Below are 13205 nucleotides of genomic sequence, written 5' to 3'. Positions count from 1 at the left end.
CCCGCCAACAGGCGGGTTTCTTCATGGCGCTCGGCGATCAGGCGTCGCTGGAGGAGCGGGGCGCGACCGGCTGGTTGTCGTTGGAGATGGTCACCTCCACACGGCGGTTCTGCGCTCGGCCGGAGTCGCTGCCGTTGTCCGCGACGGGGTACTCCTTGCCGTAGCCCTGGGCGACGATGCGTGACGGTGCGACACCGGCGCGGATCAGCGCGCGACGGACCGACTCGGCGCGTCGTTCCGACAGGCCCTGGTTGTAGCTGGCGGAGCCGACGCTGTCGGTATAGCCCTCGACGATCACCTGGCGTTCCGGGTTCTTCTGAAGGAAGCGTGCCAGCTCGGTGACGTTGGGCAGGGCACTGCTCTTCAGCTCGGCCTTGTTGAAGTCGAACAGGACGTCACCGAAGGTCACCAGGGTGCCGCGTTCGGTCTGCTTGGCATCGAGGCTGTTCTGCAGCTTGCGAATCTGCGCGTCGCGAGCGTCCAGCAACGCTTGGGCGCGGCGTGCCGATGCGTTCTTCAGTTCGGCTTCGGCGCTGCGCAGGACGATGGTCTGCTTGGCCACCTCGACGCGCTGATTGGTCAGGTAGGCCAGTTGGTCGACCTTCTTCTCGTCTTCCTTCTCCATGTAGGCCTTGTCGGCCTTGTTCAGCCATTCCTGGGCTTCCTTGGTTTCCAGCGCCGCGACCTTGTTGGCCTGCGGGTCGCTCTGCAGCGAAGAGAAATTGCTGCGGGCCGACTCGAGGTTGGCGTTGGGCTGGTGCGAGCAGGCGGCGAGGCCGACGCTCATGGCCAGGAGGGCGGGGATCATCACGTGTTTACGCATGGCGATTCATCCTTATATCTGTCAGCGAATGGGCGAGGTGCGGGCGCTCACTGAGCGTTGCGCATGCCTTCCTCGCGTAGTTCCTGAACACCCTGGCGGGCATCCTGCACGGCACGTTCGGCCTTGGCGGCCTGGGCCTTGCGCTCGGCGAGGCGAGCGTCCCATTCGGCCTGCTCGGCCAGGCGACGGGCTTTCTCGTACTCTTCCTCGTGCATGGCGAATTCGGCTTGCTTGAGCTTGTCCTGCGCGGCTTTCATTTCCACCGGGGCGAACTCGGTACCGCCGGCGCTGATCGCCGAGTTCACGGCGGACTCCGTGACGGCGTACTGCTCACTGGGCGGGTTGCCGGCGCAACCAGCGAGCACGAGGCTGCTGCCCAGGACCAGGGCAGCCAGTTTGATTCCGCGCAGGCTGGTGTTTGGACGCTTCTCGGTATGGGTCTTCATGGCGGCTAACTCCATTTGAAACACTCCTATGAATGACGATATCCGTGACAAGTGGCGCATCGAGGAGCCGTCCCGCGGGAGGCTGGCGTGCCTCGATGACCTGAAATTGGGACCCGCGTGTTTTTTGAATGGTTCAGAAAAAATGACAGTTTGCTCACGATTCGCCTGATGCGGGGGCGTCATTTGGCCAGCTTTCAGCAGTGGTTTCGGGCGCCGGGGCGGCGCGCTGCAACCCCCGTCAGTACTGTGCGGAGGCCGTTTCTACTGGGTTTATGAGGAAGGCTGTGCTGGCTTGACGTGGATCCGTCGATTTTTTGCGCGGTGTCGGTTGAAGCGGCGTAATAGAAAAACGCCTCGAGGGATGCGAGATGATCGGCGAAGTGAGCGATATATTGAACGCTCAGGTGCCGTGGCGGGCCTGCGGGTTCTGCTCGTCCATCTCCGTGATCTCGCGCAGGTACTTGCGCGACAGCGCCAGGAAGCGCGGTGTCGGGCCGACGTCCTCGTAGAGCGGATCGCCCTGTTCGTCCAGGGCCACGACCTTGCTGCCGCGCACGTAGGGCAGGCTGGCTTCCAGTTCCTCCAGGGCCGCGCCGATCAGCTCGCCAAGCAGTTCTTCGCTGTGGTGCTTGGGGTACATCTCGGTGAGCGCAGCCAGGCGGGCGGCCGCTTCGACATCCAGGTGAATCTGGTAGCGGGTCGTCGTCAGGCGGCCCTGGGCATTCTGTTCCCAATGTTCTGCCAGCTCTCGGATTCTCATGCTGTCACTCCTCGCGAACGGGGCAGGCGACCCCTGTGTACAAGCCTAGACCCAGCGCTGTCGCGCGCCCTGCTGCGCGTCGCACCCTTGTAAGAAGTTGGCGCGCTGGGCACTCTGTTGACATCGGTCAGGAGAAGGAGTGCGACATGGCAGAAATCGATGCGCGTCTGCGTGAGGAGGTGCACCTGCTTGGCGAGCTGCTGGGCAAGACCATCAGCACCCAGCTGGGCGACGAGTTCCTCGACAAGATCGAACGCATTCGCAAGGGCGCCAAGGCCGGTCGTCGCGGGACCGCCACCGACACCGAACAGCTGGCCAGCACCCTCGGTCAGCTCGGCGACGATGAGCTGCTGCCGGTGGCGCGCGCCTTCAACCAGTTCCTCAACCTGGCCAATATCGCCGAGCAGCAGCACCGCGTGCGCCGGCGTCGCGCCGACGAACCCGAACCCTTCGAGTTGCGCGTGCTCGACGAGCTGCTCGAACGTCTGCTCGCCAGCGGGCAGGGCGCGGAGGAGCTGGCGCGCCAGCTCGGCCGCCTGGACATCGAACTGGTGCTCACCGCCCACCCCACCGAGGTGGCGCGGCGCACCCTGATCCAGAAGTACGACGCCATCGCCGCGCAACTGACGGCGCTGGATCACAGCGACCTGCTGCCGGCGGAGCGCCAGGCTATCGTCGAGCGCCTGCAGCGGCTGATCGCCGAGGCCTGGCATACCGAGGAGATTCGCCGCAGCCGCCCCAGCCCGGTGGATGAAGCCAAGTGGGGCTTCGCCGTGATCGAGCATTCGCTGTGGCAGGCGGTACCGCAGTTTCTGCGGCGCGCCGACAACAGCCTGCGCGCCGCTACCGGCCTGCGCCTGCCGCTGGAGGCCGCGCCGGTTCGCTTCGCCTCCTGGATGGGCGGTGACCGCGACGGCAACCCCAATGTCACCGCGCGGGTAACGCGCGAGGTGCTGCTGCTGGCGCGCTGGATGGCCGCTGACCTGTACCTGCGCGATATCGACCAGCTGGCCGCCGAGTTGTCCATGCAGCAGGCCAGCGCCGAGCTGCGTGCTCAGGTCGGCGACAACGCCGAGCCGTATCGCGCGTTGCTCAAGCAGTTGCGCGAGCGCCTGCGCGAGACACGCCGCTGGGCGCAGCAGGCGCTCGACGCCGACATCGCGCCGAGCAGCGCAGTGCTGCGCGACAATCATGATCTGCTGGCGCCCCTGCAACTGTGCTACCAGTCGCTGCATGCCTGTGGCATGGGCGTGATCGCCGACGGGCCGTTGCTCGATTGCCTGCGCCGGGCGGCGACCTTCGGCCTGTTCCTGGTGCGCCTGGACGTGCGCCAGGATGCCGCGCGCCATGCTGCGGCGCTATCGGAGATCACCGACTACCTGGGGCTGGGCAAGTACGCCGAATGGGACGAGGAGGCGCGCCTGGCGTTCCTCCAGCGCGAGCTGGAAAACCGCCGGCCGTTGCTGCCCGTCGACTATCGCCCGGCGGCGGACACCGCCGAGGTGCTCGCCACCTGCCGCGAGGTGGCGGCCGCACCAGCGGCATCGCTGGGCTCCTACGTGATCTCCATGGCCGGTGCGGCTTCCGATGTCCTCGCCGTGCAGTTGCTGCTCAAGGAGGCCGGGTTGCGCCGGCCGATGCGTGTGGTGCCACTTTTCGAAACCCTGGCCGACCTCGATCACGCCGGCCCGGCGATCGACCGCCTGCTGGGCCTGCCAGGCTACCGGGCGCGCCTGCACGGGCCGCAGGAGGTGATGATCGGCTATTCCGACTCGGCCAAGGATGCCGGTACTACCGCGGCGGCCTGGGCGCAGTACCGCGCCCAGGAAGAACTGGTGCGCCTGTGCCAGGCGCATCAGGTCGAGTTGCTGCTGTTCCATGGTCGCGGTGGCACCGTGGGCCGTGGCGGTGGCCCTGCGCATGCGGCGATCCTGTCGCAACCGCCGGGCTCGGTGGCCGGGCGTTTCCGCACCACCGAACAGGGCGAGATGATTCGCTTCAAGTTCGGCCTGCCGGACATCGCCGAGCAGAACCTCAACCTCTACCTGGCGGCGGTGCTGGAAGCCACGCTGCTGCCACCACCTGCGCCCGAGCCCAGCTGGCGGGCGATGATGGACCGTCTCGCCAGTGCCGGTGTGCAGGCTTACCGTGGCGTGGTGCGCGAGCACCCGCAGTTCGTCGAGTACTTCCGCCAGGCCACGCCGGAGCAGGAGCTGGGCCGGCTGCCGCTGGGCAGCCGGCCGGCCAAGCGGCGCGCGGGCGGCGTGGAGAGCCTGCGGGCGATTCCGTGGATCTTCGCCTGGACTCAGACGCGCCTGATGCTGCCGGCCTGGCTGGGCTGGGAGCAGGCGCTGGGGCAGGCCCTGGCGGGGGGCGATGGCGAGCTGCTCAAGCACATGCGCGAGCACTGGCCGTTCTTCCGCACGCGCATCGACATGCTGGAGATGGTCCTGAGCAAGGCCGACGCCAGCATCGCGGCACTGTACGACGAGCGGCTGGTCGAGCCGGCCTTGCAGCCGCTGGGTGGGCAATTACGCGACCTATTGTCGCAGGCGTGCTCCGCCGTGCTGGAACTGACCGGCCAGTCTCGCCTGCTTGCGCACAGTCCCGAGACGCTGGAGTCGATCAGCGTGCGCAATACCTATCTCGATCCGCTGCACCTGCTGCAGGCCGAGTTGCTGGCCCGCTGCCGGCTCCGCGAGCAGGCGCCGGAGAGCCCTCTCGAGCAGGCGTTGCTGGTCAGCGTGGCGGGTATCGCGGCGGGTCTGCGCAACACCGGCTGAGGCCGTCGCAGGGGCATGAGGCGCGTGTCGCGCCGCCCCTGCCGGCTGTCGGCACTGCATCGGGCGGAGGGTTTTTATCCGACTTTAGGCGGCTTGTGCGCCTGGGGAGTGCTGTGTATCTTGAGCAGCCTTTTGGCCGCTACAGCTGCCGCACACCATTCAAGAGATTGGCCCCACGAGGCGAGTCCGACCGATTACTAGATAAATCTTGAGGAGCACATCGATGCGCGTGATTCTGCTGGGGGCGCCCGGTGCCGGCAAAGGTACCCAGGCTCGCTACATCACCGAGAAGTTCGGTATTCCGCAAATCTCCACTGGCGACATGCTGCGTGCTGCGGTCAAGGCCGGCACCGAGCTCGGCCTGAAGGCCAAGAGCGTGATGGACGCCGGCGGTCTGGTCTCCGACGACCTGATCATCAACCTGGTCAAGGAGCGCATCGCTCAGGCCGATTGCGCCAACGGCTTCCTGTTCGACGGCTTCCCGCGCACCATTCCGCAGGCCGAAGCCCTGCGTGATGCCGGCGTGGCGCTGGACCACGTGGTGGAAATCGCCGTGGACGACGAGGAAATCGTCAAGCGTCTGTCCGGTCGTCGCGTACACCCGGCTTCCGGCCGCGTCTACCACACCGAATACAACCCGCCGAAAGAGGCCGGCAAGGACGACCTCACCGGTGAGGAGCTGGTGCAGCGCGAAGACGACAAGGAAGAGACCGTGCGTCATCGCCTGTCCGTCTACCATTCGCAGACCAAGCCGCTGGTGGACTTCTACCAGAACCTCTCTGCCGAGACCGGCACGCCGAAGTACACCCACATTCCGGGTGTCGGCAGCGTCGAGCAGATCACCGCGAAGACCCTGGCCGCGCTGGACTGAGTCCACCCCGCCAGTCGTCCTCCTGCCAAGGCCCCGAAAGGGGCCTTGGTCGTTTCTGCAACATGGTATGTTCGGGTCGCTCTCAAGCATGGCCCGCACTACAGGGCCGACTAGTATCGACCGTGCAGCCTCGGGCGGGCGCCTGGGGCGTGTCGACAGGTGAACCAATAAGGAAGAGGGTATTCAATGACCGATAAACGTATCTGGCTGGGCCTTGCCGCATCGCTGCTGGCCGCTCCGCTGGCATTCGCCGATTCCGCAGCACCGAGCAAGACCGACTGTTCCGTTGCCGAGTTCCGCATGGGCCTGCGCTTCCAGCAGCAGTCGGCGGAAATCCAGGCGCTGCAGTTGCAGGCCTACAACATCGCCACGGAGAAACTCGACAAGGCCGTGGCTGCGGCGAAAGACCCCGCCAAGCTGGCCATCGTCACCGACCTCGACGAAACGGTGATCGACAACAGCGCGCTGCTGGCGCGGGACCTGGCCAACTGTCATCAGTACGACGCCTGGGACACCTGGCTGCCCTGGGAGCGTGACGGCACACCGGCGCTGATCCCCGGCGCGAAGAAATTCCTCGAACACGCCGACAAGCTCGGGGTGACCATTCGCTACGTGTCCGACCGCTCCGACGAGCAGAAGAAGTACACCCTGGCCACCCTCAGCAAACTGGGGCTGCCGCAGGTCTCGGCGGACAGCGTGCTGCTGCTGGGCCCGCCGAAGGTCGAGCGCCGCGCCATCGTCAGCGCCGATCACCAGATCGTGCTGCTGCTCGGCGATACCCTGCATGACTTCGATGCCCGTTTCCGCAAGACCCCGCTCGATGCGCAACGCAAGACCGTCGCCGAAGAGGCGGGCAAGTGGGGCACCGAGTGGATCGTCTTCCCCAACGCCGGTTACGGCACCTGGTCCAAGGCGCCGCTCGAGGGCTGGGACGCCGAGACAGTCATCGAGCCCTGGTAAGGCTCCCGTCGGTCGCCCGGCGCAGGCCGGGCACCGTCATGAAACTGGAAAAAAAATCCTCGAGCCGGTCTAATGCCGGCTCTTTTTTCTTCAGCCGTCCGAACCCAATGACCACTCTCCTGGCCCTGGATACCGCCACCGAAGCCTGTTCCGTCGCGCTGCTGCACGACGGTCGCGTGCTCAGCCACTACGAAGTCGCTCCGCGCCTGCATGCCCAGCGCCTGCTGCCGATGATCCAGCAACTGCTGGGAGACGCCGGCATCAGCGCCGCGGCACTGGATGCCATTGCCTTCGGTCGTGGCCCCGGCGCCTTCACCGGGGTGCGTATCGCCATCGGCGTGGTGCAGGGGCTGGCCTTCGCGCTCGAGCGTCCGGTCGTACCGGTGTCCAACCTGGCCGTACTGGCTCAGCGCGCCCTGCGTGAGCGTGGAGTGACACAGGTCGCGGCGGCCATCGATGCGCGGATGGACGAGGTGTACTGGGGCTGCTACCAGGCGCAGGAAGGCGAGATGCGTCTGCTTGGCCAGGAAGCGGTGCTGCCGCCGGAGCAGGCCGAGGCGCCGCGTGGCAGCGCTGGCGAGTGGTTCGGCGCTGGCACCGGCTGGGGCACCTTCGCCGCGCGCATCGCGCTGCAACCGAGTGGCATGGATGGCAGCCTGCTGCCGCATGCCGAGGACCTGCTCGCGCTGGCCCGCTTTGCCTGGAGTCGTGGCGAGGCGCTGCCTGCCGATCAGGCGCAGCCGGTGTACCTGCGTGACCAGGTCGCCACACCCAAGGCGCCGCCGGCGTGACAGCCGGTCGGATGCGCGGCGTCGACGGGCGGATGGTATTTGCCAAGGTCGATACACGCCGCTACATTGCCAACACAATGCCCTGTTCAGCCGAGCCTACCGAGCAGTCCTAGATGCGGATCGACGGTTACCTACCTTCCTACTCGCCAGATCGCGGCCCCCGTTCGGGGACTGCAGTCACGCCCTATCGCGAGGCGCAGCGGGAAGTCGAGGCTCAGCGTGAGCAGCCGGCCGCTCCGGCCAGCAGCCAGGGGCTGGAGCAGACCCCGCAGATTCGCCGGGTCCAGGCCAGCAGCAGTAACGGCGACAGCCTGCCCGCGCGCTCCCAGGACCTGGGCTATCAACAACCTGCGCTGAGTGGTCGTGCCGCTCAGGCGCTGGCCAGCTACAGCACCACCGCCGCCTACGCGAGCGAGTCCGATGCGCAGGAAGTACTCGGTCTCGACCTCTACGCGTAACTCCGTTTCACCGCGTTTTCCGCGCCTCTGCCAGGTGGCTTGCATCGACCGATGACTGCTGCGCTTCCTTACTACCTCGGTTGCCCGTCCTGGAGCGAAGCGGCCTGGCGCGCCACGCTCTACCCTGACGACACGCGGCCGGCCGAGTTTCTCGCGCGCTATGTCCAGGTGTTCAATGCGGTGGAGGGCAATACCACCTTCTATGCCCGGCCCAGCGAGCAGACGGTGGTGCGCTGGGCGCAGCAGATGCCGGAGCATTTCCGCTTCTGTGCCAAGCTGCCGCGAGAGATCAGCCACAGCGACGACCTCTGCCAGCAGCTGGATGAGGTGGCGCAGTTTCGCCAATTGCTGGCGCCGCTCGGCGCACGGGTGCAGCCCTACTGGTTGCAGCTGCCGGCCAGCTTCGCTCCTTCGCGACTGGCGGAGCTGGCGTCGTTCATCGAGCACTGGGGGGACCTGCCGCTGGCGATCGAGGTGCGTCACCCGGAGTTCTTCGCCAAGGGCGATGCCGAACGGCTGCTCAATCGCCTGCTGCACGAGCGCGGCATCGAGCGCGTCTGCCTGGATTCGCGTGCGCTGTTCAGCTGTGAGTCGCAAGCGCCTGCGGTGTTGCACGCCCAGGCCAAGAAGCCGCGCCTGCCCACCCGGCCCACGGCCTTCAGCCAGAGCCCGCAGCTGCGTTTCATCGGCCACCCCGAGCTGCTGGCCAATGATCCTTTCATGCTTCCCTGGCTGGACAAGGTCGCCGGCTGGATCGAACAGGGGCTGCGCCCCTACGTGTTCGCGCATACGTCGGACAACCGCCTGGCCCCCGAACTGGCCCGGCGTTTCCATCAGCAGTTGATGCAGCGTCTGCCCGGGTTGCCCGAACTGCCCGTGTTGCAGGTGGAGCCGGAGCTGGAACAGCTCGGCCTGCTCTGACGGAGAATGTCGATGCTGATACGCAAGGTCGGCTGGCTGTTGCTCGTGTCCGTGCTGCTGGGCGCGGCGCTGCTGCTTGCCCTGTGGCGCGGCTGGCTGGACGTCGCGCCGCGTTTCAACCCCTGGGCACCGCTGGATGTGCGGGACGCGCCGAACCTGCTGACCGGCTTCAAGGTCTGGCGTCTGAGCGAAGATCGCGCGCTGTGCGATCTGGCCCTGGCGACCGCCGGCCTGCGTTTCACCCGCCTGCCTGACAGCACGCCGCAACCCGGTTGTCCGGTACGCAATGCCGTGCGCGTCCAGGGCGGCCGCGTCGGCCTGAGCAGCAGCTTCATGGCCACCTGTCCGCTGGCGGTGAGCTTCGCGCTGTTCGAGCGCCATGGTCTGCAGCCAGCAGCGCAACGCGTGTTCGGCCAGCCGGTAAGCCGTGTCGAGCATGTCGGTAGCTTCGCCTGTCGCAGCATCGCCGGCAGCCAGCGGCCGAGCCAGCATTCCTATGCCAATGCCCTGGACCTGGTCGGTTTTCGTCTGCGCGATGGCCGGCGCATCAGCGTGCTGCACGACTGGTCGGGGGAGGGCGACAACGCGCGTTTCCTGCGCCTGGTACAGGACGCCGCCTGCGAGCGCTTCAACATCACCCTGGGGCCGGACTACAACGCGGCGCACCGTGACCACTTCCACCTGGACATGGGCATGTGGCGGATGTGCCGCTAGGGCGTCGCGTCTGGCTGTTGCAGGGCAGGGTTTACACCGCTAGCGCTTGGCCAGCAGCAGGTCGGCCGCCTGCCCGTTGCGTCCGTCGCTGAACTCGAACCGTCCCAGTTGGGCGATCTGGTCGTAGGCACCCAGGGCGATGCTGACGTCGCGCGCCTGCAAGTCGATGGCGCTGACGCCCGCTTCGTCGAGTGTCTGCAGGTGCTGGCGGCCCTGGGCGTCGAAGCGCAGCAGGCGCAACTGGTCGAACACGGCATCGGCCGCGTCGATGCGGCCATCGCCGTTGTCGTCGAAGCGCGCCAGCTCGGCGAAACCGTTGGCGGCGCCATGCTGGTCGCCGAACAGTTCGCGGCCGTCGTCGATGCGGCCATTGCCGTTGCGATCCAGCGCCAGCAGCGCATCGTCGCCGCTGGGCATGCTGACCGAGTCCGTGCGGCCATCGGCATCCAGGTCGAAGCGTGTCGGGCGGAGCAGGCCGTTGGTGGAGAAGCCGTTGCCGGCCAGGTCCAGCACCAGGGGGTCGACCTGCTGGGGCGTCTGCTCGAGCGTGACGTCGAGTTCCAGCGAGCGCTGGTCGACCACCGCCTGGCTGAGGGAGGCGGCGCTGGCGGATACCGCCGGCGGCTCGACGGTGTCGTTCAGCTCGCGGGCGATCTTGCCGGGCTTCTGTTTGTCCTCGATGCCCAGGGTACGGCGCAGAATCTGGTAATCGAGGGATTCGCGCGCCGCCTTGTCCAGGTCATCGTCGTGCGGGCGTGGGCTCGCCGGACTGCTGAGCGGGCGTGGAGCGGATAGAGCGTCGAACATGATCACACTCGATGCGGCTGTCGGCGGCCGGGTCTGGCAGAATGCCGCTTCTTCGCTATCGGCCTGCGGGCCGATGACTTGAGTGATTTCTGAGCAGACAGAACCAATGACCGACGAGCGGCACAACGCCAGTATCCACATGCAAGCCTTGCATCCCCAGTACGCCGAAGCGGCCGCCCGGTGGGCCGCGCGCCTTGGCCTGGCGCAGCAGGGGGACACCGAGTTCGCCCTGCAGCTCGGCGATGACGGGCTGCAGCTGGTCGAGCTGGGCGACAAGGCGCCCGGGCCGGTGCGGGTGGACTTCGTCGAGGGGGCGGCGGCGCATCGGCGCCAGTTCGGGGGTGGCAGCGGGCAGATGATTGCCAAGGCGGTGGGCGTGCAGTCGGGAATTCGCCCGCGAATCCTCGATGCAACCGCTGGCCTGGGGCGCGACGCCTTCGTGCTGGCCAGCCTGGGCTGCGAGATGACGCTGATCGAGCGTCAGCCGCTGGTCGCCGCGTTGCTGGAAGACGGTCTGCAGCGCGCCGCGCTGAATCTGGATGTCGCCCCCATCGCCGCGCGGATGCGCCTGCTCAACGGCAATGCCATCGAGCTGATGCAGCACTGGCAGGGCGAGGCCCCGCAGGTGATCTACCTCGATCCGATGTTCCCGCATCGCGACAAGAGCGCGCTGGTGAAGAAGGAGATGCGGCTGTTCCGCCCCTTCGTCGGCGACGACCTGGATGCCCCGGCGTTGCTGCAGGCGGCGCTGGCGCTGGCCAGTCACCGGGTGGTGGTCAAGCGACCGCGCAAGGCGCCGGCGATCGAGGGCAGCAAGCCCGGCTACGTGCTCGAGGGCAAGTCCAGCCGCTACGACATCTATCCGAAGAAGAAGCTGGAAGCCTGAGCCCCGGGCCTGTCTAGCGGTCGGCGCGATAGGCGCGCAGGAACAGCTGAACCGAGTCCTGCACGTGGTGCTCTGCCGCTGCCCCCTGCAGCGGGTCGCCACAGCCGATCAGCAGGCGGAAGTGCGCGCCGCCCTTGAGCAGGCTGAAGAAGTGGTCGGCGGCCCGGTGCGGGTCGTCCAGCTGCAGCAGGCCGCGCTCGGAGGCCTTGCGCAGCAGCAGCTCCATCTCCTCCTGGACCCGCTGCGGTCCGGCCTCGTAAAACATCCGCGACAGCTTCGAGCCCTGGCTGGCCAGGCTGACCATCATGCGGTGCATCTCCACGGACTCGCTGCTGTTGATCAGGGCCAGGAAGCCACGGGCGATGCCCAGCAACTGGCTTTCCAGCGGCACGTCATCCGGGAGCTCGAACAGCAGCTCGGGCAACTGCTCCTCGCACTTGGCCTTGATCGCGGCGGAGAACAGCGTCTCCTTGTCGGTGAAGTGGCTGTACACCGTGAGCTTGGACACGCCGGCCTCGGCGGCGATGGTGTCCATGCTGCTGCCATCGTAGCCGTTGCGCAGGAACAGGTTCTTCGCCGCGTCGAGAATGGCGCGGCGTTTGGCGGGGTCCTTGGGTCGACCGGGACCGGAAGGTTGTAACAACTTGTCAGGCATTGGCTGATTTTAATACTGGACTGGCGAGTTTGCTATTTTTACTATACCCGGCAGTACAAATATTCCAAAGGACTCTTCCTGGCGCGTCGACGAGGCGATCAGGGCGGGGCGAGGGCAGATGACGCCGCGGCGCTGAACGCGCTTCCAGTCTGCCTCCGCGTCGCACTGGCGCTGCTGGCCACTCCAGGGGGCAGCCCTCAAACCTTCTCCGAAAGGTCTTGCACATGTCCCGCCACGTCGTTCCTCTCGTTTCGTCTCTGGGTCTTGTCTTGCTGTTGTCTGCCTGTGGCAATGGTCAGCAGGTCGAACAGCCCATTCGTCCTGCCATGGTCGTTCAGCCGCAGCCAGCGACTGCCCTGGTCGACAGCTACCCGGGCGAGGTGCGGGCGCGCTACGAGCCGGAGCTGGCCTTCCGCATCGCCGGCAAGGTGGCCAAGCGCATGGTCGACGTCGGCGACCGGGTGAAGAAGGACCAGCCCCTGGCCGAGCTCGACCCGCAGGACGTCCGCCTGCAGCTGGAGGCCACGCGCGCCCAGGTGGCGGCGGCCGAGGCCAACCTGCAGACCGTGCGTGCCGAGCGCGAGCGCTACAAGGCGTTGCTCGAGCGCAACCTGGTCAGCCGTTCGCAGTTCGACAACGTCGAGAACCAGTACCGCGCCGGTGCCGCGCGGCTGAATCAGGTCAAGGCCGAATACGACGTGGCCCGCAACCAGACCGATTACGCCGTGCTGCGCGCCTCGCAGGACGGCGTGATCGCGCGTCGCTCGGTCGAGGTCGGGCAGGTGGTCGCAGCCGGCCAGACGGTCTTCACCCTGGCTGCCGACGGTGAACGCGAGGTGTCGATCAGCCTGCCGGAACAGAGCTTCGGCCGTTTCGCGATCGGCCAGGCGGTGGAAGTGGAGCTGTGGTCGCAGCCCGATCAGCGTTTCCCGGGACGTATCCGTGAGATGGCGCCGGCCGCCGATCCGCAGTCGCGGACCTTCGCCGCGCGCGTCGCCTTCGTCGAGGGCAAGGTGCCGGCCGAGCTGGGCCAGAGTGCGCGGGTGTTCATCGCCAGCAACGGCGTAGTGCCGCTGTCGGTGCCGCTGTCGGCGCTCAGTGCCGAGCAGGACCAGCCCTTCGTCTGGGTCGTCGATCCCAAGGAGCACAAGCTGCAGCGTCGCCCGGTGCGGATCGGCGCCTATGGCGACGAGCGTGTGCCGGTGCTGGAGGGGCTGAACGCTTCCGATTGGATCGTGGCCGCCGGCGTTCAGGTTCTGCGCGAGGGGCTCAGGGTGCGCCCGGTGGACCGTGACAATCGCAACGTCGAACTGGCCGCCAAGGAGTAAGC

The 13205-nt window shown here is 67.0% G+C and carries 14 protein-coding genes; 9 read left to right on the top strand and 5 right to left on the bottom strand.

What is annotated here, in order from left to right; genetic code table 11:
* Positions 1-37 precede the first annotated feature (37 nt).
* The 3 genes from EWH21_RS18035 to EWH21_RS18025 form a co-directional block, all read right to left on the bottom strand.
* Positions 38-823 carry an OmpA family protein gene (locus EWH21_RS18035; protein WP_179554758.1) on the bottom strand — a complete coding sequence of 262 codons (786 nt, stop codon included), beginning with the start codon at positions 821-823 and terminating at the stop codon, positions 38-40.
* Between the two features lie 47 nt (positions 824-870).
* A complete protein-coding gene (locus tag EWH21_RS18030; RefSeq protein ID WP_134677073.1) occupies positions 871-1284 on the bottom strand; it encodes a DUF4398 domain-containing protein in 414 nt (137 codons plus the stop codon).
* Between the two features lie 385 nt (positions 1285-1669).
* Positions 1670-2029 carry a hypothetical protein gene (locus EWH21_RS18025; protein WP_037049353.1) on the bottom strand — a complete coding sequence of 120 codons (360 nt, stop codon included), beginning with the start codon at positions 2027-2029 and terminating at the stop codon, positions 1670-1672.
* Between the two features lie 146 nt (positions 2030-2175).
* Between EWH21_RS18025 and ppc the strand changes: the two genes are divergently transcribed.
* The 7 genes from ppc to EWH21_RS17990 all read left to right on the top strand — a co-directional run bounded on the left by ppc (position 2176) and on the right by EWH21_RS17990 (position 9527).
* Complete coding sequence (gene ppc / locus EWH21_RS18020; protein WP_277698979.1) at positions 2176-4812, top strand: phosphoenolpyruvate carboxylase; 2637 nt, start codon at positions 2176-2178, stop codon at positions 4810-4812.
* Positions 4813-5035: 223 nt separating this feature from the next.
* Complete coding sequence (gene adk, locus EWH21_RS18015; protein ID WP_047588432.1) at positions 5036-5683, top strand: adenylate kinase; 648 nt, start codon at positions 5036-5038, stop codon at positions 5681-5683.
* 186 nt (positions 5684-5869) lie between these two features.
* On the top strand, positions 5870-6643 hold the full coding sequence (locus EWH21_RS18010; protein ID WP_277698978.1) for an HAD family acid phosphatase: 774 nt from the start codon (positions 5870-5872) through the stop codon (positions 6641-6643).
* Positions 6644-6750: 107 nt separating this feature from the next.
* Positions 6751-7434: a tRNA (adenosine(37)-N6)-threonylcarbamoyltransferase complex dimerization subunit type 1 TsaB gene (tsaB, locus tag EWH21_RS18005; RefSeq protein WP_037049346.1), complete on the top strand. Its 684-nt coding sequence runs from the start codon at positions 6751-6753 to the stop codon at positions 7432-7434.
* 113 nt (positions 7435-7547) lie between these two features.
* Entirely contained in the window at positions 7548-7892 is a 345-nt protein-coding gene (locus tag EWH21_RS18000) for a hypothetical protein (RefSeq protein ID WP_037049343.1), read from the top strand.
* Between the two features lie 51 nt (positions 7893-7943).
* Positions 7944-8813, top strand: a complete 870-nt coding sequence (locus EWH21_RS17995; protein ID WP_277698977.1) for a DUF72 domain-containing protein — start codon at positions 7944-7946, stop codon at positions 8811-8813.
* A gap of 12 nt (positions 8814-8825) precedes the next feature.
* Positions 8826-9527 (top strand): extensin family protein, encoded by a 702-nt coding sequence (locus EWH21_RS17990; RefSeq protein ID WP_277698976.1) that lies wholly within the window; start codon positions 8826-8828, stop codon positions 9525-9527.
* Positions 9528-9566: 39 nt separating this feature from the next.
* Here the strand turns inward: EWH21_RS17990 and EWH21_RS17985 are convergent, their stop codons facing one another.
* The gene (locus EWH21_RS17985) at positions 9567-10334 is read right to left on the bottom strand and encodes a hypothetical protein (protein ID WP_277698975.1); all 768 of its coding nucleotides are present in this window, start codon (positions 10332-10334) and stop codon (positions 9567-9569) included.
* Positions 10335-10440: 106 nt separating this feature from the next.
* Between EWH21_RS17985 and EWH21_RS17980 the strand changes: the two genes are divergently transcribed.
* Positions 10441-11220 carry a class I SAM-dependent methyltransferase gene (locus tag EWH21_RS17980; RefSeq protein WP_047588464.1) on the top strand — a complete coding sequence of 260 codons (780 nt, stop codon included), beginning with the start codon at positions 10441-10443 and terminating at the stop codon, positions 11218-11220.
* A 13-nt stretch (positions 11221-11233) separates the two neighbouring features.
* Here EWH21_RS17980 and EWH21_RS17975 read toward each other — a convergent pair whose 3' ends face one another.
* Positions 11234-11875: a TetR/AcrR family transcriptional regulator gene (locus EWH21_RS17975; protein ID WP_152489382.1), complete on the bottom strand. Its 642-nt coding sequence runs from the start codon at positions 11873-11875 to the stop codon at positions 11234-11236.
* A 224-nt stretch (positions 11876-12099) separates the two neighbouring features.
* Between EWH21_RS17975 and EWH21_RS17970 the strand changes: the two genes are divergently transcribed.
* Positions 12100-13203, top strand: coding sequence for an efflux RND transporter periplasmic adaptor subunit (locus EWH21_RS17970; RefSeq protein ID WP_037049332.1), 1104 nt, complete (start codon positions 12100-12102; stop codon positions 13201-13203).
* Positions 13204-13205: the final 2 nt, after the last annotated feature.

This window comes from Pseudomonas sp. REST10 (genome assembly GCF_029542605.1).
Taxonomy (GTDB): Bacteria; Pseudomonadota; Gammaproteobacteria; order Pseudomonadales; family Pseudomonadaceae; genus Aquipseudomonas; species Aquipseudomonas khazarica.
The sequence above is the reverse complement of the archived record's forward strand: the minus strand, read 5'-3'. Positions and strand labels throughout refer to the sequence as shown.